12 protein-coding genes are annotated in these 18,738 nt (G+C 76.0%); 9 read left to right on the top strand and 3 right to left on the bottom strand.

Features of this window, described 5'->3' with window-relative positions; genetic code table 11:
- The first annotated feature begins 50 nt into the window (after positions 1 to 50).
- Both H9657_RS11225 and H9657_RS11220 read left to right on the top strand, forming a co-directional pair.
- Positions 51 to 2,669 carry an FtsK/SpoIIIE family DNA translocase gene (locus tag H9657_RS11225; RefSeq protein ID WP_191783383.1) on the top strand — a complete coding sequence of 873 codons (2,619 nt, stop codon included), beginning with the start codon at positions 51 to 53 and terminating at the stop codon, positions 2,667 to 2,669.
- A gap of 52 nt (positions 2,670 to 2,721) precedes the next feature.
- The gene (locus H9657_RS11220; protein WP_318241439.1) at positions 2,722 to 4,854 is read left to right on the top strand and encodes a putative bifunctional diguanylate cyclase/phosphodiesterase; all 2,133 of its coding nucleotides are present in this window, start codon (positions 2,722 to 2,724) and stop codon (positions 4,852 to 4,854) included.
- A 28-nt stretch (positions 4,855 to 4,882) separates the two neighbouring features.
- Here H9657_RS11220 and H9657_RS11215 read toward each other — a convergent pair whose 3' ends face one another.
- Complete coding sequence (locus H9657_RS11215) at positions 4,883 to 6,226, bottom strand: CapA family protein (protein ID WP_318241438.1); 1,344 nt, start codon at positions 6,224 to 6,226, stop codon at positions 4,883 to 4,885.
- A 109-nt stretch (positions 6,227 to 6,335) separates the two neighbouring features.
- Here H9657_RS11215 and pgsA point away from each other — a divergent pair, with 109 nt between their 5' ends.
- From pgsA to H9657_RS11205, 3 genes are all read left to right on the top strand, one after another.
- Positions 6,336 to 6,929 carry a CDP-diacylglycerol--glycerol-3-phosphate 3-phosphatidyltransferase gene (gene pgsA / locus H9657_RS19155; protein WP_318241437.1) on the top strand — a complete coding sequence of 198 codons (594 nt, stop codon included), beginning with the start codon at positions 6,336 to 6,338 and terminating at the stop codon, positions 6,927 to 6,929.
- Positions 6,926 to 7,411, top strand: coding sequence for a CinA family protein (locus tag H9657_RS19150; RefSeq protein WP_318241436.1), 486 nt, complete (start codon positions 6,926 to 6,928; stop codon positions 7,409 to 7,411). Before pgsA ends, H9657_RS19150 begins: the two co-directional genes overlap by 4 nt.
- A gap of 234 nt (positions 7,412 to 7,645) precedes the next feature.
- Positions 7,646 to 8,008 (top strand): helix-turn-helix domain-containing protein, encoded by a 363-nt coding sequence (locus H9657_RS11205; RefSeq protein WP_191783379.1) that lies wholly within the window; start codon positions 7,646 to 7,648, stop codon positions 8,006 to 8,008.
- A gap of 50 nt (positions 8,009 to 8,058) precedes the next feature.
- On the opposite strand, the gene H9657_RS11200 is transcribed toward H9657_RS11205, so the two are convergent.
- Both H9657_RS11200 and H9657_RS11195 read right to left on the bottom strand, forming a co-directional pair.
- Entirely contained in the window at positions 8,059 to 8,880 is an 822-nt protein-coding gene (locus H9657_RS11200; RefSeq protein WP_191783377.1) for a DNA-formamidopyrimidine glycosylase family protein, read from the bottom strand.
- 33 nt (positions 8,881 to 8,913) lie between these two features.
- The gene (locus tag H9657_RS11195; protein ID WP_191783375.1) at positions 8,914 to 14,001 is read right to left on the bottom strand and encodes an Lhr family helicase; all 5,088 of its coding nucleotides are present in this window, start codon (positions 13,999 to 14,001) and stop codon (positions 8,914 to 8,916) included.
- 65 nt (positions 14,002 to 14,066) lie between these two features.
- Between H9657_RS11195 and H9657_RS11190 the strand changes: the two genes are divergently transcribed.
- The 4 genes from H9657_RS11190 to recA all read left to right on the top strand — a co-directional run bounded on the left by H9657_RS11190 (position 14,067) and on the right by recA (position 18,584).
- Complete coding sequence (locus H9657_RS11190; protein ID WP_191783373.1) at positions 14,067 to 14,309, top strand: DUF3046 domain-containing protein; 243 nt, start codon at positions 14,067 to 14,069, stop codon at positions 14,307 to 14,309.
- 5 nt (positions 14,310 to 14,314) lie between these two features.
- Complete coding sequence (locus H9657_RS19405) at positions 14,315 to 16,528, top strand: alkaline phosphatase family protein (RefSeq protein ID WP_191783371.1); 2,214 nt, start codon at positions 14,315 to 14,317, stop codon at positions 16,526 to 16,528.
- On the top strand, positions 16,525 to 17,325 hold the full coding sequence (locus tag H9657_RS11180; RefSeq protein WP_191783370.1) for an MBL fold metallo-hydrolase: 801 nt from the start codon (positions 16,525 to 16,527) through the stop codon (positions 17,323 to 17,325). Before H9657_RS19405 ends, H9657_RS11180 begins: the two co-directional genes overlap by 4 nt.
- Positions 17,326 to 17,543: 218 nt before the next feature.
- On the top strand, positions 17,544 to 18,584 hold the full coding sequence (gene recA / locus H9657_RS11175; protein WP_191783367.1) for a recombinase RecA: 1,041 nt from the start codon (positions 17,544 to 17,546) through the stop codon (positions 18,582 to 18,584).
- The last annotated feature ends 154 nt before the right edge of the window (positions 18,585 to 18,738 follow it).

Here is an 18,738-nt window from a genome sequence, read left to right as displayed (position 1 = left end):
GGGCGCCCGCCAGCGGGGTCCCGGGCCGTCGCGACGCTACCGTGAGGACCATGGCGACCCGTACGACTCCCGGCCCCGCGCGTCCGACGCGTGCCTCCGGTGCGGCGTCGCGGTCACCGAAGGGCACGCCGGCGCGTGGCGGCACCCGCCCCGCGGGCCGCGCGGCGCCGCCGCCGGCCCGGCCCGCTCTCCCGCTGCGGATCGTGCGCGGCGTGTGGATGGGTGCGGCCCACCTCGTCGGCGGCACCGCTCGGCACGTCGGCGCGGGTGCGCGCGAGCTCGACCCCGCCCACCGCCGCGACGGCCTCGCGCTGACCCTCGTGGGTCTCGCGGTCGTCGTCGCCGCCCGCGAGTGGTGGGACCTGTCGGGCACCGCGGGCGACGTCATCCACAACGTGGTCGCCGGCACCTTCGGCGTCGTCGGCGTGGCGGTGCCCGTCGTGCTGCTGGGCCTGGGAGTCCGGCTCATGCGCCACCCGGACCGCGTGCAGGCCAACTCGCGCATCGGCATCGGCCTGACGGCGATCACGGTCGCGGTCTGCGGCATCGTCCACCTCGCGCAGGGTCTGCCGGCCACGCAGGACATGGCCGCGGTGCGTGCCGCGGGTGGCATCGTCGGCTTCGGGGTCGGCACCCCGCTGGCGACGCTGCTCACGACGGTCGTGGCGGGCCTGCTCCTGGGGATCCTCGCGTTCTTCGGCGTCCTGGTGGTCACGGCGACCCCCGTCCACCTCATCGGCCCGCGGCTCGCGGGCCTCTACCGCCGTCTGACGGGCCACCACGAGGAGCCGGCGGACGAGCAGGACGACCCGCTCGTCATCGAGGCCCTGCACAGCGCGCGGCCGGAGGCGCCGGCCAAGCCCACGCGGCGGCTGCTGGGGCGCCGCCGCGCGCAGGAGGCGGCGTCGCCCGACGAGGGCCGCCTCGACGAGTACGTGGGGGACGAGGCCTTCGAGCGCGCCGCGGTGGTCGCCCGCGAGGAGGAGGAGGCGGCCGCCGCCGCCGCGGCCGACGCGGTCGCGACGCGGCGCATGGTCCCCGCGACCTCGAGCGCCGCCACGGCCGCCGTCGAGGCCGACCTGCCGGCCCCGCCCACGAGCGGCGTGCCGCGCGGTGAGCAGCCGATGCTCGAGGGCGACGTCGTGTACATCCTGCCGACGGAGGACGTCCTGGCGAAGGGCCCGCCGCACAAGGTGCGCTCGGCCGCCAACGACCGCGTCGTGGAGTCGCTGACCTCCGTGCTCGAGCAGTTCGAGATCGACGCGCAGGTCACGGGCTTCACGCGTGGTCCGACCGTCACGCGCTACGAGGTGGAGCTGGGCCCCGCCGTCAAGGTCGAGCGCGTCACCGCGCTGAGCAAGAACATCGCCTACGCGGTCGCGAGCGCCGACGTGCGCATCCTGTCGCCGATCCCGGGCAAGTCGGCCATCGGCATCGAGATCCCGAACACCGACCGCGAGACCGTCGCGCTGGGCGACGTCCTGCGCTCGTCGGCCGCCAAGCGCAGCGAGCACCCGATGGTCATCGGCGTCGGCAAGGACGTCGAGGGCGGGTACGTCGTCGCGAACCTCGCGAAGATGCCCCACCTGCTCGTCGCGGGTGCGACCGGCGCCGGCAAGTCGTCGTTCGTCAACTCGATGATCGTGTCGATCCTCATGCGCTCGACGCCCGACGAGGTCCGCATGATCCTCGTCGACCCCAAGCGGGTCGAGCTCACGCTCTACGAGGGCATCCCGCACCTCATCACCCCGATCATCACGAACCCGAAGAAGGCCGCCGAGGCCCTCGAGTGGGTCGTGCGGGAGATGGAGGCGCGCTACGACGACCTCGCCATGTTCGGGTACAAGCACATCGACGACTTCAACGCCGCGGTCCGCGTCGGCAAGGTCAAGCCGCTGCCCGGGTCGGAGCGCAAGATCGCGACCTACCCGTACCTGCTGGTGATCGTCGACGAGCTCGCCGACCTCATGATGGTCGCGCCGCGCGACGTCGAGGCGTCGATCCAGCGCATCACGCAGCTCGCGCGCGCGGCCGGCATCCACCTCGTCCTGGCGACCCAGCGCCCGTCGGTCGACGTCGTCACCGGTCTGATCAAGGCCAACGTGCCGTCCCGCCTCGCGTTCGCGACCAGCTCGCTGACGGACTCGCGCGTCGTGCTCGACCAGCCCGGCGCCGAGAAGCTCATCGGGCAGGGTGACGCGCTGTTCCTGCCGATGGGCGCCGCCAAGCCCATGCGCACCCAGGGTGCGTGGGTCTCGGAGTCGGAGATCCACGCGGTCGTCGAGCACGTCAAGACGCAGCTCAAGCCGGTCTACCGCGAGGACGTGGCCGTCCAGGCCGTCAAGAAGCAGGTCGACGACGACATCGGCGACGACCTGGACCTGCTGCTCCAGGCCGCCGAGCTCGTCGTGACGACGCAGTTCGGCTCGACCTCGATGCTGCAGCGCAAGCTGCGCGTCGGGTTCGCCAAGGCGGGCCGGCTCATGGACCTGCTCGAGTCGCGCGAGATCGTCGGGCCCTCCGAGGGCTCGAAGGCGCGCGAGGTGCTGCTGCAGCCCGACGACCTGCCCGGCACGCTCGCGATGCTGCGCGGCGAGCCCGAGCCCGCGGCGTCCCCGCAGGCCGACGAGGAGAGCGACGGCGGGCACCGCCCCGCCGACGACGACTGAGCGGCGCGGCGTGGACGCAGGTTCGGTCGGTCCGTACAGCATCGTCACCACCGTGATCGCCGTGGTCGCCGTCGTCGCCCTCGGCACGGTGCTGGTCCTGCTGCGACGCGAGCGCGCGCAGGCGCGACGCAACGGCGAGCTCGTGCGCGTCGCGCGCCAGCTGCACCGCCGGTACGACGCGCTCCAGCAGGTGACCAGCGAGGGCGTCGTGGTGCAGTCGCGCGACGGCGTGGTGCTGGACCTCTCGGAGCGCGCGGCGCAGATCCTCGGTGTCGCGCGCGACGCGGTCGTCGGCATGCCGGTGGGGCGGATGCCCGTCGTCCTGCTGGACGACCGCGGGCTCGCGGTGAGCCCGGGGCTCGTCCTCGGGCGGCACGACGCCGAGGTCGACGAGCGGACGACCGTGGTCACGCTCGTCCCGCCGGGGCCGGGGGCCCGGCCGTCCGTCGTGCAGGTGACGAGCCGCAGGATGCCGGCCGACGACGGCGGCGAGATCGCCGTCCTCACGACGGTCGTCGACATCACGGCACGCCACGACGTCGAGGTGGCGCTGTCGCGCAGCGAGACGCAGTTCAAGGTGGCGATGGAGAACGCACCCATCGGCATGGCGCTGGTCGACCTCGACTGGCGGATCACGGAGGCGAACGTCGCGTTCGCGGAGCTGCTGGGGACCCACGCCTCGGCGCTGCGCGGGTACCGCATCGACGAGCTGAGCGCACCGGAGGACCGGGCGCCGCAGCGCATGGAGATGGACAAGCTGCTCGGGGGAGGGCAGCAGCGCTTCTCGCTCGAGATGCGCTGCCGGCGCGCGGACGAGCAGCTCGTGTGGGTCGTGCTCGACGCGGCCCTCGTGCGTGACGCGGACGGGGGCGCGGACCACTTCGTCGTCCAGGTCCGCGACGCGACGGAGTCGAAGATGCAGGCCGAGATGCTCACGCACCGCGCGATGCACGACCCGCTCACGGGACTGGCGAACCGCACGCTGCTGCAGGAGGTGCTGCAGGCCGCCCTCGCGCAGCCGGGTGCCGTGGACCGGATCGCGGTCCTCGCGTGCGACCTCGACGGGTTCAAGGCGATCAACGACCGGTACGGCCACGCTGCCGGTGACGACATCCTCGTGCACGTCGCGGGCGTCCTGCGGGCGGCCACGGCCGGCAACGGCACGGTCGCGCGGCTCGGTGGTGACGAGTTCGTGGTGGTGCTGCAGGACGTGCACGCGGCGAAGGCCGTGTTCGAGGTGGCGAACGAGATCCACTCGGGCCTGTCCGAGCCCGTGCGCGTGGGACGTCGCCGGCTCGGCGTGGGCGCGAGCATCGGCATCGCGCTGGCCGAGCCGCACCTCGTCGAGGCGGGCGCCCCGACGCTGCTGGCAGCCGCCGACGCCGCGCTGTACCGCGCCAAGCAGACGGGTCGCGGTCGCACCGAGGTGTACGACACGTCGATGGAGCTCGCCGCGCCGTCGAGCGTGCACCGCGAGCTGGTGCACGCCGTGGAGGCCGGCGAGATGGTGGTGCACTACCAGCCGATCGTCGACCTGTCCGACGCGCGCGTCGTGGGCTACGAGGCGCTGGTGCGGTGGCAGCACCCGCACCGCGGGCTGCTGCTGCCGGGCGCGTTCCTGCCCCAGGTGCAGGAGGCGGGCGTGTCGGTGCTGCTGGGCCAGCTGGTCGCGACGCGCGTCGTGGAGTTCCTCGCCGCGCACGAGGACGACGGACGGTGGGTGTCGGTCAACGTCTCGGCGGACCAGCTGGGCGACTCGGAGCTGGCCATGCGCCTGCTCCAGGACCTGTCGCGCCACCGCGTGACGGCCGGACGCCTCGTCCTGGAGCTCACGGAGTCGTCGCTCGTCGCGTCGGGCACGCGGATCCGGCACGAGCTCACGCAGCTGTCGGCGGCCGGCGTGCCGATCCTCCTCGACGACTTCGGCACGGGCGTCTCACCCCTGTCCTACCTGCGGGACCTGCCGGTCGCGGGCGTGAAGCTCGACATGTCCTTCACGTCGGGCATCCCGCACGACCCCACCGCGGGGAAGGTCGTGCGCGCGCTCGGGGCGCTCGCGCGCGAGCTCGCGATGGTGACGATCGCCGAGGGCATCGAGAACGAGGAGCAGGCCGAGTTCCTGCGTCGCAACGGCTGGCGCTACGGCCAGGGGTGGCTCTACGGGGGCGCCCGGCCGATGGACTGAGCATCGGCCGCGGCACCGCGGGTCGAGGTCAGCGCGTGCGGGGGACCACCGTGGGCGTCGACCCGCTCGCGAGGGCCGGCGTCGTGCGCTCCGGGGCGTCGGTGCCCGCGGCCGCACGGACCAGCGACAGGCGGCGGGCGACCTGCGCGGCGTCGAGCGTGGCTCTGCCGTCGAGCGTGGCCGTGCCGTCGGGGACGTCGGTCAGGGCGTGCACCTGGTGCCCGCCGCGGCGGTCGACGGTGATCGGCGTCCACTGCACGCCGGTGACGCGGGCCGGGCCGGCCGTGGTGCCCGTGGCGGGGTCGGCGCCCGGCGCGACGACCTGCGCGGTCAGGAGGAGGCCGGAGGCGGTCTCGGCCGCACAGCACGCCTCGTCCTGGTTCGAGACGTAGTTGCCCAGACCGTAGGCGACCCACATGCCCTGGCCGCCGGGGCCGCCGGCGAGGTGCTCGACGAGCTGCGGCACGTGCGCGTGATGCCCGATGACGAGGTCCACCACGCCGGACTCGGCGAGCTGCTGCGCGAGCGCGCGCTGCACGTCCGTCGGGGCGGTGCGGTACTCGGTGCCCCAGTGCAGGCTGAGCAGGACGACGTCGGCCCCCGCGGCACGGGCGTCCGTCGCGCGCCGGACGAGGTCGGTCGCGTCGATGAGCCGGACCGACCACGGCTTGTCGACGTCGACGGGCATGCCGTTGGTCCCGTACGTCGCGGCGAGGTGCGCCACGGTCACGGTCCGGCCCCCGCGTTCGAGGCGGTAGAGCTGCGGCTGCGCGTCCTCGGCGGCCGAGCGGGCGGTGCCGACGTGACCCAGGCCGGCGGCGTCGAGCGCGTCGAGAGTCGCGCCGACGCCCGCCCACCCGCGGTCGACCGAGTGGTTCGACGCGGTCGAGCAGCCGTCCCAGCCCTGGTCGGCCAGGCCGCCGACGAGCTGTGCCGGTGCCCCGAACACGGGGAAGCCGGACGGTGCGGACCCGGCCGGGACGATGGGTACCTCGAGATGGCACAGCGCGAGGTCGGCCGCCTCCACCCAGGGGTCGAGCGGCCCGAGGAGCCGGTCGAAGTCGTAGCCGTCCCCGTCGCGGGCCGACCGCAGCACCGGCATGTGGGGCAGGACGTCGCCCGCGGCCACGACGGCGAGCTCGACGTCGGGCTCGCGCGTGGGCTCGGGCGTGGGCGGGGCGACGGGCGTCGGCGACGCGGCGTCGAGGTACGCGCCGGCCACGGTCGGGGCCAGGGGCAGGGGCTCCGGCCGCGCCACGGACCCGACGGCACCGGCGGCGCCGACGGCGCCCACCAGCACGAGTCCCGTGAGGGCACCGGCGACCGCGACCGGGAGGACGGGCCGGTGCGGGTCCCGGGCATGACGAGGCACGTCGGGACAGTAGTGGTCGCCCGTCCAGGTGAGTGCCGCCGAACGGGTGGTGCTGCGGGCGAGGTCGTGCGCGGTCCGGCGTGCCCGGCACGGCCCGTAGGCTGTGAGGGTGGTTGTCGACGCTCCCTCCGTGTGGAACCCGGCCAACGTCGTCACCGCTCTGCGGATCGCCGTCGTGCCGTTCTTCGCCCTCGCCCTGCTCGACGACGGTGGGCACACCGTCGCCGGGCGTGTGCTCGCGACCGCGCTGTTCGTCGCCGCCGCTGCGACGGACCGGCTCGACGGGTGGCTGGCGCGCCGCTCCGGCCAGGTCACGGACCTCGGCAAGCTGCTGGACCCGATCGCCGACAAGCTGCTCATCGGCAGCGCGCTGGTGCTGCTGTCCTGGCTCGGCGACCTGTGGTGGGCGGTCACCGTCGTCGTCCTCGTGCGCGAGCTCGGCATCACCGTGATGCGGTTCTTCCTGCTGCGGTACGTGGTGCTGCCCGCGTCACGGGGCGGCAAGCTCAAGACCGTGCTCCAGGCCGTCGCGATCTCGCTCTACCTCCTGCCGCTCGCGCACCTGCCCGCGTTCGTCGGGGTCGTGGCCGCGGCCGTCATGGGCGTCGCGGTCCTCGTCACCGTCGTCACCGGGCTCGACTACGTGCGCGACGCCCTGCGGATCCGCCGCGCCGCCGGCGTGCCGCCGGCCGCGGGGCTGTGAGCACCGCGCGCGACCTCGCGGGCGAGCTGCTCGCCGCGCTCGCGCGCCGGGGCTGGACCCTCGCGGTCGCCGAGTCGCTCACGGGGGGCCTCGTCACCGCCACGCTCGTCGAGGTCCCCGGTGCCTCGGCCGTGCTCCGGGGCGGGGTGGTCGCCTACGCCACGGACCTCAAGGCGACGCTGCTGGGGGTCGACACGGAGCTGCTCGCGCAGCGGGGTGCGGTGGACCCGGACGTGGCGTCGGCGATGGCCGCCGGAGCACGGCGGCGGCTGGGTGCCGACGTGGGGCTCGCGACGACCGGGGTCGCCGGGCCCGACCCCCAGGACGGGCACCCTCCCGGTACCGTGCACGTCGCCGTGGCCACGCCCGGGACCGTGCGTGTGCGCACGCTCGACATGCGCGGCGAACGCGCGGACGTCCGCGCAGCAGCCTGCGCGAACGTGCTCGCGCTCGCCCTCGACACGCTCGCCGTCGGCACGTGACGGCACGCGCCGCGTCCCGGAGCCCGTCCGTCCGGGAACATGCGACGGTGCGGTCACGTTGGGTGGTGTGTGATGACGACCCGACCGCCGGTGGGCGGGGCAGGAGCACGTGTGGGCGGTGCACGGTACGGTGGACGTCTGCCGGCTCCACGGCCGGGAGCAGCAGGAGCGGCGGTCGCGCAGGCAGTGCGTCCGACCGGTGACCGAGGACACGACGTGAGGGGAGGAGCCCGGATGGTCGTTCTGCGACGAGAGATCGGCGACGTCCTGCGGGACGCGCGCCAGCGCCAGGGGCGGACCCTTCGGGAGGTCTCCTCGGCGGCCCGCGTCTCGTTGGGCTACCTCAGCGAGGTCGAGCGTGGCCAGAAGGAGGCGTCGTCGGAGCTGCTCAGCAGCATCTGCGACGCGCTCGACGTGCCGCTGTCGTTGGTGCTGCGCGAGGTGAGCGATCGCGTCGCCGTGGCCGAGGGCCTCCTCATCCCCGACACCGTCCCGGCGGACCTGACCGCCGCTGCGGGCCTGGGAGGGGTCGACCGCGCCATCGGTGGCGACGCCGGATGGGCGATGCCCCGCTCGGAGCTCGCTCCGGTCGGCTGAGCCGAGCGGTCGAGCACGCCCGGACGTCCTGGGTTCAGACCCGGCCGCGTTCAGACCCGGCCGCGCACCTGGCAGCCGGGGCACCAGTACACCTGTCGCTGCGTGGGAGGGGTGCCCACGTCACCGCGCGCCACTCGCGCACCGCAGCGCGAGCACGTGCGTCCCTCGCGCCCGTAGACGGCCGCCGCGGGTCGTCCGGTCGCGACGGACGCCCGCAGCAGCGCCCGCGCCGCGCGCAGCACCTCGTCCGCGTCGGTGACCGCGTCGGCCGGCGTCCAGGGCCACCACCCGCGGGCGAAGAGCGACTCCGCCGTGAAGATCGTCCCGATCCCGACCACGACGCGCTGGTCCAGCAGGACCTCGGCCACCGGTCGCGCGCCCTGGGCCGACCAGCGTCGCAGGGCCTCGTCGATGCCGGGCGTCGGCAGGTCGAGCACGGGCGGGCCGGCCCACGGCACCCCCGGGGTGCTGTCGAAGTCGCCGTCGAGCACATCGGGCCCCAGGTGGCCCAGCAGCGTGCGCTCGGCGCTCGTCGGCACCACGTCCAGCATGCCGAGCTGGTACCCGACCGCCGTCCAGCGTTCGTCGCCGAGGACCGCGCGCACCTGGGGCGAGCGCGCTGCCGCGCGTTGCTGCGTGCTGGGGACCAGGCGCCATGTGCCGTCCATCCGCAGGTGCGTGTGGAGCGTGCGGCCGTCGTCGAACCGCGTCAGCAGGTGCTTGCCGTACGGGCGGGTCCCCAGCACCGTGTGCCCCGTGAGGTCCACGGTCGCGGCGGTCGGCCAGCGCAGGTCGGCCCGCACGAGGCGGCGTCCCGCGAGGGCGCGGTCGAGGTGCGCGGCCGTGCGGCGCAGCACGTCACCCTCGGGCATCGTCACCGCCTGCCGACGCGCGACCCGCCGACGTCATGAGGCCTGCAGCCGCAGACCGCGCGGCGTCGTGAGGAACCCCGCCGCGGTCAGCGCCGTCGCGGCGGGCGATGCGAGCACGTCGGAGGACAGCACCTGGGCGCCGTCGATGCGCTCGACCGTCAGCCGGCCGACGTGCCGCGTGCGCGTGGTGCCGACCAGCGCGGCGGCGGCGGCGGTCAGGACGGCGGCGTCGTCGGTGAAGGTCAGCAGCGTGCGCCCGCCCCGCTCGAGGTACATCGCGAGGGCCCCGTCGACGAGCGTGACCAGCGCGCCGGCCTTGCGGCCGGGCCGGTGGCGGGCCGCGTCGCGGCCCTCGGGCACGTCGGGCCACGCCAGCGCCGCCCCGTAGGGGTTGGCGGGGTCGGTCGCCGCCAGCACGACCACCGCGGGGGTGTCGCGCGCCGACGAGGGCGTCGGGCCGCCGTCCGACCACGCGGCGGGGCCGGCGGGTGCGCCCCACGCGGGGGGCGGGACGTCCTGCCACGGCAGGTGCGGACCTGCCGGGGGCGCCTCACGGCGTTCGGCCGCGCGCTCGCGGGCCCGCTCGACGACGTCCGCGTCGGCCCGCAGGCGGTCGACCGCTCCCGGCAGGGCGAACTGCGAGCCACCGAGCCGCTCGACGAAGTAGCCGCGCCGCACCTGCCCGGCCTGCTCGAGCGCGGCGAGCACCCGGTACACGGGCGCGAAGCGGCCGCCGATCCCCTCGGCGGGCGCCACCGCCCGGGTGAGCACGCCGTGCCGGTCGAGCAGCTGCGCGGCGAGCGCGTGCGCGCGCACGGTCACGTCGGGCTCACGGGCGGGCAGCAGCGACCAGCGGCCTGCCCCCGGACCCGACACGGCCCCCGAGGCGCGGGCCAGGGCACCGTCGCGCGCGGACGGCGGCAGGCCGAGCCGCCCACCCGCCCGCAGCCCGAGACGCGGGCGCAGCGGCCGGCCGCGCGCCGGTGCGCTGCGGGTGCGGTGGGCCGTGGGGCCCCCCGCGAGCCAGGCACGCAGCGGACCCAGCCCGTCGTTGCTCACGCGGCCGGCCCACACCAGGTCCCACAGCGCGGCGAGGACGCCGGCGGCGTCCGGCGGCGCGTCGTCGTCGTCGAGCCACAGCGCCTCCACGCGCTCGACGAGTGCGCCCAGGAACCAGGCGCCCCCGCCCTCGAGCGCCGCCAGGACGGCGCGGTGCACGGGGCCGGTCGCGGTCGCGTCCGGGTCGTCGAGGTCGGGCACGGGCGCCAGCGTGAGGTCGGCGACCGCGGCCGGGTGCAGCGAGACCAGGCCGTCGTGCCCCGCCAGCGGCGAGTGGCCCGCCCACAGCACCTCGCCGGCCGACATGAGCTCGTCGAGCATCCCCGGCACGTAGTCCGGGACGCGGGCCGGCAGCACGTGCGACTCGAGCGCGGACGCGGGCACCGCGAACCCGGCGAGCTGCTCGACGACGCGCGCCACCGCGTCGACGCCCCGCAGACCGCTCGGCCGCCGACCCGTCACCTGCACCCCCTGCCACGACGGCAGGAACACGCCGAGGGCCTGGGGGTCGACGGGCTCCACCTGCGCGCGCAGGGCGGCGAGCGAGCGCTGGCGCAGCCGGCGCAGGACGTCCGCGTCGCAGAACTCGTCGCCCGTGCCGCCCAGGACGTCGGGACGCAGCCGCCCCTGTACCAGCACCCGCGAGCTCTCGAGCCGGCGCAGCACCTCGGTGACCACCGCGATGCCCAGCCCGAACCGCGCGGCGGCCTGCGCCGCGGGGAAGGGGCCCCGGGTCCGCGCGTGCCGGCGCAGGAGGTCCGCCAGGGGGTCGGGCAGCACCTCGGTGAAGACCTCGGGCACGCCGACGGGCAGGGCGACGCCGAGCGCGTCGCGCAGCCTCCCGGCGTCCTCCACGGCGGCCCACTGCTCGGCGCGGTCGGCGGGGACGCCCGCGAGGCGCACGCGGATCGCGCGACGGGCCGCCGCGAGCTCCTCGAGCCACGCGGGGACGTCGTCCCGCACCTCGGGCCGGGTGCGGGCCGCGACGTCAGCGGCCGTCAGCGGTCCGTGGCGCCGCAGCACGTCCGCGACCTGCTCGAGCGAGCCCGCCTGCCGGTCGGGCGCGGTGCCGGCGAGCTCGGCCTCGGTGCGCTCGACGGCCTCGGGGTCCAGCAGGTCGGCGAGCTGCGACTCACCTCCCGTCCCGAGGAGCTCCGCCAGCAGCGTCGGGTCGAGCGTGAGGGCGGCCGCACGGCGCTCCGCGAGCGGCGCGTCGCCCTCGTACAGGAACTGGGCCGTGTACCCGAAGAGCAGGGACTGGGCGAAGGGCGAGGGGTGCGGCGTCGTCACCTCGACCACACGGACCCGCCCGGCGCCGACGTCCCGCATCAGCCCGATGAGCGCCTCGGTGTCGAAGTCGTCCTGCAGGCACTCGCGCACGGCCTCGAGCAGGATGGGGAAGTCGGGGAACCGCGCGGCGACCTCGAGCAGCTGGGCGGCGCGCTGCCGCTGCTGCCACAGCGGCTGCCGCCGGTCCGGACGGCGCCGGGGCAGCAGCAGCGCGCGGCCGGCGGCCTCGCGGAAGCGTGCCGCGAACATCGCGGACGCGCCGAGCTCGTCACGGACCGACGCCAGGACCTCGTCGGGGTCCAGCAGGAGGTCCTCGAGCGTGAGCCGCGGACCGGCGTCCGTCCCGGCGTCGTCGTCCCAGCCCACGTCGGCGGCACCGTCCAGCACGTCGGGCAGGCGCAGCACGATGCCGTCGTCGGCGTGCATGGCGGCGGCGTCCACGCCGTACCGCTCGCGCAGGCGTGCCGCGAGCACGAGCGCCCACGGCGCGTGCACGCGAGCGCCGTAGGGCGAGTGCAGCACGATGCGCCAGTCGCCCAGCTCGTCCCGGAAGCGCTCGACGACCACCACGGTGTCGCTCGGCAGCTGGCCCGTCGCCTCCTGCTGGTCGCGCAGGTAGGCGAGCAGGTTGTCGGCCGCCCAGGGGTCCAGGCCGGCCCCCTCGACCCGGGCCCGGGCGCCGGCGTCGGGCAGGGCACCGACCTCGCGGACCCACGCACCGACCGCGCGTCCGAGCTCGGCGGGACGCCCGCGGGCGTCGCCCTTCCAGAAGGGCAGCCGCCCCGGCACGCCGGGTGCCGGCGTGACCAGGACGCGGTCGGGGGTGATGTCCTCGATGCGCCACGTGCTCGAGCCGAGCGTGAACGTGTCCCCGACGCGGGACTCGTAGACCATCTCCTCGTCGAGCTCCCCGACGCGCTTGCCGCCCCGCAGGCGCCCGCCGGAGCGCTCGGCGTCGGCGGGCACGTCGGACGTCTCGCCGCCGCCCGCGAGGAACACCCCGAACAGGCCCCGGTCGGGGATGGTGCCGCCGCTCGTCACGGCGAGGCGCAGGGCGCCGGGACGTCCCGAGACGACGTCGGCGACGCGGTCCCAGACGATGCGCGGGCGCAGCTCGGCGAAGTCCTCGGACGGGTACCGCCCCGCGAGCATGTCGAGGACCGCGTGCAGCGTCGCGTCGCCGAGCCGTGCGAACGGTGCCGCGCGGCGCAGCACGCGGGCGAGGTCCTCGACGGGCCAGTCGTCCACCGCGACCATCGCGACCACCTGCTGCGCGAGCACGTCGAGGGGGTTCGCCGGGACCGACAGGGCCTCCAGCTCGCCCGTGCGCATGCGCTGGGCGGTCACCGCGGCGGGCACGAGCTCGCCGCGGTGGGTGGGGAACACCACGCCGCGGGACACGGCCCCGACCTGGTGGCCCGCGCGGCCGACGCGCTGCAGCCCGCTGGCGACGGACGGCGGTGCGCCGACCTGCACGACCAGGTCGAGCGCCCCCATGTCGATGCCGAGCTCGAGCGAGCTCGTCGCCACCACCGCGGGCAGCCGGCCCGCCTTGAGCTCGGACTCGGTGCGGGTGCGCTCGGCGCGGCTCATCGACCCGTGGTGCGCGCGCGCGACGATCGTGCCGGCGTCGCGCGTGTCGACGCCGGCGGACGTCCCGGACTGCCCGGGCACGGCAGCGGCGCGCACCGCACCGGGGTCGGGAGGCTGCGCCCCCTGGCGCTCCGCCCACACCTCGTTGATGCGCGCGGTGAGCCGTTCGGCCCCGCGTCGCGAGTTGGTGAACACCAGCGTCGAGCGGTGGGCCGCCACGAGGTCCACGACCCGCTCCTCGACGTGCGGCCAGATGGAGGCGCGCGGCCGCTCGGCCTCCGGCGCGGCGGGTGCCGTCCCCGGTGCGGGTGCGCCGAAACCGGCGAGGTCGGGGTCGATGCCCGGGCCTCCGTAGCGGTTGACCGTGCCCGGGGTCGTGCCCGCGGCGCCCGGGCGGGCGGCGGCCGCGAGGTCCCCGAGGTCGGGCACGGGGACGACGACCTGGACCTCGATGACCTTCTGGGACGGCGGCTGCACGACCACGACCGGGCGACCGCCGTCGTCCGGCAGACGCGCGCCACCCAGGAACGCCGCGACCGCGTCGACCGGACGCACGGTGGCCGACAGCCCGACCCGCTGCGCGGGGCCGGGCCCGCCCTCGCCGGCGAGCAGCGCGTCGAGCCGCTCGAGGCTCACCGCGAGGTGCGCCCCGCGCTTCGTCCCCGCGACGGCGTGGATCTCGTCGACGATGACGGTGCGCACGCCTGCGAGGCCGCGCCGCGCTCCTGACGTGAGCACGAGGTAGAGCGACTCGGGCGTCGTGATGAGCACGTCCGGGGGCGTGGTCGCGAAGGCGCGCCGCTCGGCGGGGGGCGTGTCGCCGGTGCGGATCCCGACCGTGACCTCGGGCAGGCTCGTCCCCAGGCGCGTCGCGGCCTGCCGGATGCCCACCAGCGGCGATCGCAGGTTGCGCTCGACGTCCGTCGCGAGGGCCTTGAGGGGTGAGACGTAGACCACCCGGCACCGGGCGGCCGGGTCGGCCGGGGGCTCGCCCGTCAGGAGCCCGTCGAGCGCCCACAGGAAGGCCGCGAGCGTCTTGCCGGACCCGGTGGGCGCCACCACCAGGGCGTGGTCACCGCCCGACACCGCCTCCCAGGCACCCGTCTGCGCCGCCGTGGGCGCGTCGAACGCACCCGTGAACCACGTACGGGTCGGCTCCGAGAAGCGGTCGAGCACCACCGGGCCATTGTGTCGGCACGGGCTGACACGCGCGCGGTCCGGCCCGCCGGTGGCACGCTGGTGCCGTGAGGAACCGCGAGCTTGCCGATCTGGTCGCCGACGTGCTGGGCCCCGTCGAGGGCCGGCTCCTGCTCGAGGAGCTCGTGCTCGGTGCCCTCGGGGACCGCACGGGCGCCGCCGCCCTCGCGGACGGCGTCGAGCCGCGCGACGTCTGGCACGCGCTGTGCGACGCGCTCGGCATCCCCGACTCCGCACGCTGGGGCACGGACCGCCACCGGCAGGCGCCACCCCGGCACGCGGGGCGCTGACCGGCGTGGCCGGCGCCCCCGCTGCACCGGAGGGCGCGCGTGCGCCCGTCGGCGACGCCCGTCCCGGGCCGCGGTCCCGCGCGCGCTGGCTGCCCCGGGTCGTCGACATCGGCGACGCGCTGTTCTCCCTGGTCGTGACCGCGCTCGGGCTGGGCACGGCGATCTGGCTGGTCGACGGTGTCGCGCTGACGTCGCCCTGGGGGCTGCTGCTGGCGGCGCTCGCCGTCGGGCTCGGCGACCTCCTGCTGCGTGCGCCGCTGCGGCTGCTGGCGGAGGTCGCGGGCGCCGGGGGAGCGCTCGTCGCGGGTGTGGCGGCGCAGGTGCTCGTCGTGTGGGTGGCCCTGCGGCTGGTCCCGGGGGTCACGCTGACGTCGGGGTGGTCGGTGCTGTGGGTCCTGGTCCTGACGTCCGCGGTCATGGCCGCCGGGCGCTGGGTCTGGGGGGCGAGCGACAACGCGTACGTCGTCGCCGACGTCGTGCGCCGCGCGCGTCGTCGCACCAGGACGCCGGCGGCCGCGGGCGCGCCGCGGCCGCCCGGGATGCTCGTCGTGCAGCTCGACGGCGTGAGCGCACCCGTGCTGGACCAGGCCGTCGAGGCCGGGCTCGTGCCCACCATGCAGCGCTGGGTCGAGCAGGGCTCGCACCGGGTCGGGACCTGGTGGGCGACCGTCCCCTCCACGACGCCGGCCGCGCAGGCCGGTCTCCTGCACGGGGCCGCGGACCGGATCCCGGCGTTCCGCTGGTGGGACCGCGAGCTCGGCCGCCTGGTGGTGACGAACCACCCGGACGACGCCGCGCTGGTCGAGGAGCGGCTCAGCGACGGTCAGGGCCTGCTGCGCGACGGTGGCACCGCCGTCGCCACGATGTTCTCCGGCGACGCGTCGTCCGCCTATCTCGTCATGAGCCGCGGGCGCCGGCAGGGCATGGGTCCGGGCCGCGGCTACGCCCGGGTCTTCGCCCGGCCCTTCGTCCTGGCACGCGCGGTGACGCTGACGGTCGGGGAGGTCGTCAAGGAGCTCTACCAGGCGCGCCGGCAGTCGGTGCACGACGTGCGACCCCGCGTCCCGCGCGGCGGGTGGTACGTCGTGCTGCGTGCCGTGACCAACGTGCTGCTGCGCGACCTGGCGACGTCGCTCGTCGCCGACGCACTCGTGCGCGGCGACCCGACCGTCTTCGTCGACCTCGTGGACTACGACGAGGTGGCGCACCACGCCGGCCCGACGCGGCCCGAGTCCCTGCGGTCGCTCGAGGGGCTGGACCAGGTGCTGCGGGTCCTGGAGGAGGTCGCGCGCGTCGCGCCGCGGGCGTACGACCTGGTCGTGCTGTCGGACCACGGGCAGACGCTCGGCGCGCCGTTCGAGCAGGTGGAAGGGCGTTCGCTGCTCGACACGGTCCGCGCGCTCATGGCCGAGCCGGGGGCCGACGGCGTGCAGAGCACGGACGGCGTGCAGAGCGCGGACGGCGAGGACTGGGGGCCGCTCAACGCGCTGCTGAACGGCCTGCTCGGGCGCCCCGGCGACCGCGTGGTGGTGGGGCCGGACGCGGGTGGCGCCCGGCGGCGCGGGCGGGTGCGCCGCGAGGACGGCGTCCCCCGCGTCCGCGAGCACGGCCGGGCCCCGGCCGCCCACGGGGACGTGCCGGACGTGGTCGTCGTCGGCTCGGGCAACCTCGGTCTGGTCTGGTTCCCCGACGGGGCGCACCGGCTGCACCTCGAGGACCTCCAGGAGCGGTGGCCCCGCGTCGTGCCGGGCCTGGCCGCCCGCCCTGCGGTGGGCGTCGTCGTCGTGGACTCGCGGGCACGGGGGCTGGTCGCCGTCGGCGCGCACGGTCTGCGTCTCCTGGAGGCCGAGGGTGACGTCGTCGAGGGCGAGGACCCCCTCGCGCCGTACCCGGGCCGCGCACGCGCCGACCTGGTGCGCGCCGCGCGGCTCGCGGACACCGGCGACCTCCTGCTCGTCTCCGCCGTGGGCCCGCGCGGTCGCGTGCACGCGTTCGAGGGCCAGGTGGGGTCGCACGGCGGTCTGGGCGGTGAGCAGAACCTCGCGTTCGTCCTGCACCCCGCGGACCTCGTCGTCGACGACGCGCGGTGCGAGGACGTGGACGGCCGGCGGATGCTGGTCGGCCCGGACGCCGTGCACGGGCAGCTCGTGGCGTGGCTCGTCGAGCGCGGGGTGCGTCCCGCGGGCGTCGCGGCGCCCCGTGCGCAGGAGGACGTGTGAGCGGGCAGGTGCGCTGGCTCGGCCACGCGACGGTCGTGCTGGACGTCGGCGGCGTGCGGATCGTGACCGACCCGCTCCTGCAACGTCACGCGGGTCTGCTGCGGCGGCGCGGCGGGCGGGCGCCGTCCGCGTCGGGCTGGCGCCGGGCGGACGCCGTGCTCGTGTCGCACCTGCACCACGACCACGCCGAGATCGGGTCGCTGCGGATGCTGGGTGCGGTGCCGGTGCTGACCGCGCCGTCGAGCGCGTCCTGGCTCGCCCGGCAGGGCCTGCGCGGGGTCGGCCTGGCGCCGGGGGAGTGGCGCACGGTCCGGGGCAGGGCCGGCGGGGCGGTGCAGGTGCGCACGGTGCCCGCGGAGCACGGGCACCGGCCCATGCCGCACCGCCCGAACGCCGCGACGGGGTTCGTCGTGCGCGGCGGCGGCCTGACCGTGTGGTTCGCGGGCGACACCGGCCCGTTCCCCGGCCTCGCGCGCGTGCCCGAGCTCGCCGGTGCGCCGATCGACCTCGCGCTGGTGCCGGTCGGTGGGTGGGGCCCACGGCTGTCCGGTGGGCACCTGGACCCGGCGGAGGCGGCACGGGTCTGCGGTCTGGTGGGGGCGCGCGTCGCCGTGCCCGTGCACTGGGGCACGCTGCACGCCCCGGCGTCCCGCCGGCTGCCGCCGGGCTGGATGGACCGGGCCGGTGCGGCGTTCGAGGCCGCGGTCCACCGGGTCGCGCCCGGCGTGCGGGCGTGCGTCCTGGCGCCGGGCGAGGCGCTGACGCTCGCGCCGCTGCACGCGGCGCCGGACGTGTGACGACACGCGCGTGTCGGGCGCGCATCGAACAGGTGTTCGGGTAACGTGGCCCTCGGTGACGCACGGTCGAACCGACCACAGCCCCGCCCGGCGACGAGCCGGTCCACGGGTCCGTGGGGGTCCGGTCGCGATGTCGGTGGTCGGGCATAGCGTCACCGCGACAAGACCAGCCCCCAGCAGGCGCAGCACGACGCTGCACAAGACGACGAGGTGGACCCATGGCCGCTGCTCCGGACCGCTCCAAGGCCCTCGAGGCCGCACTCAGCCAGATCGACCGCCAGTTCGGCAAGGGGTCGGTCATGCGGCTCGGCGACGAGGGTCGTGCGCCCGTCGAGGTGATCCCGACCGGCTCCATCGCGCTCGACGTCGCGCTCGGCATCGGCGGGCTGCCGCGCGGCCGTGTCGTCGAGCTGTACGGACCCGAGTCCTCCGGCAAGTCGACCCTTGCGCTGCACGTCGTCGCCAACGCCCAGAAGGCCGGCGGCATCGCGGCCTTCATCGACGCCGAGCACGCGCTGGACCCCGAGTACGCCAAGAAGCTGGGCGTCGACACCGACGCCCTGCTCGTGTCGCAGCCGGACAACGGCGAGCAGGCGCTCGAGATCATGGACACGCTGATCCGCTCGGGTGCGATCGACGTCATCGTCATCGACTCGGTGGCGGCCCTCGTGCCCAAGGCCGAGATCGAGGGCGAGATGGGTGACTCGCACGTCGGTCTGCAGGCGCGGCTCATGTCGCAGGCGCTGCGCAAGATCACCGGCGCGCTCAACGCGTCGGGCACCACGGCGATCTTCATCAACCAGCTGCGCGAGAAGATCGGCGTGTTCTTCGGCAGCCCCGAGACCACGACCGGTGGCAAGGCGCTGAAGTTCTACGCCTCCATCCGCATGGACATCCGGCGCATCGAGACCCTCAAGGAGGGCACCGAGGCGGTCGGCAACCGCACGCGCGTCAAGGTCGTGAAGAACAAGATGGCCCCGCCGTTCAAGCAGGCCGAGTTCGACATCCTGTACGGCGTCGGGATCTCCCGCGAGGGCTCCCTCATCGACATGGGCGTCGAGCACGGGTTCGTCCGCAAGTCGGGTGCGTGGTTCACGTACGAGGGCGACCAGCTGGGCCAGGGCAAGGAGAACGCGCGCAAGTTCCTGCGCGACAACCCGGACCTGGCCAACGAGCTCGACAAGAAGATCCTGGAGAAGCTGGGCATCGGCGCCAAGGTCGACGCACCGGCCGACGCCGCGGCGCCCGTCGACTTCTGACCGGCATGGCAGAGCGCACCGGCCGGCCCGCGGCTCGTCGCCGCGGCCGGCCGGCGCCCCCGCCCCCCGCGGCCCGTCCCGCGGCGCCCGCCGCCCCCGCCCGGGCCAGGGCCCCTGCCGCCGCCCTGCCCCTCGCGGTCCCCCGTGCCGGCGC

This window comes from Cellulomonas avistercoris, from assembly GCF_014836445.1.
Classification (GTDB): Bacteria; Actinomycetota; Actinomycetes; order Actinomycetales; family Cellulomonadaceae; genus Cellulomonas; species Cellulomonas avistercoris.
Note: the sequence above shows the minus strand (reverse complement) of the source record. Positions and strands in the feature narration are given on the sequence as shown.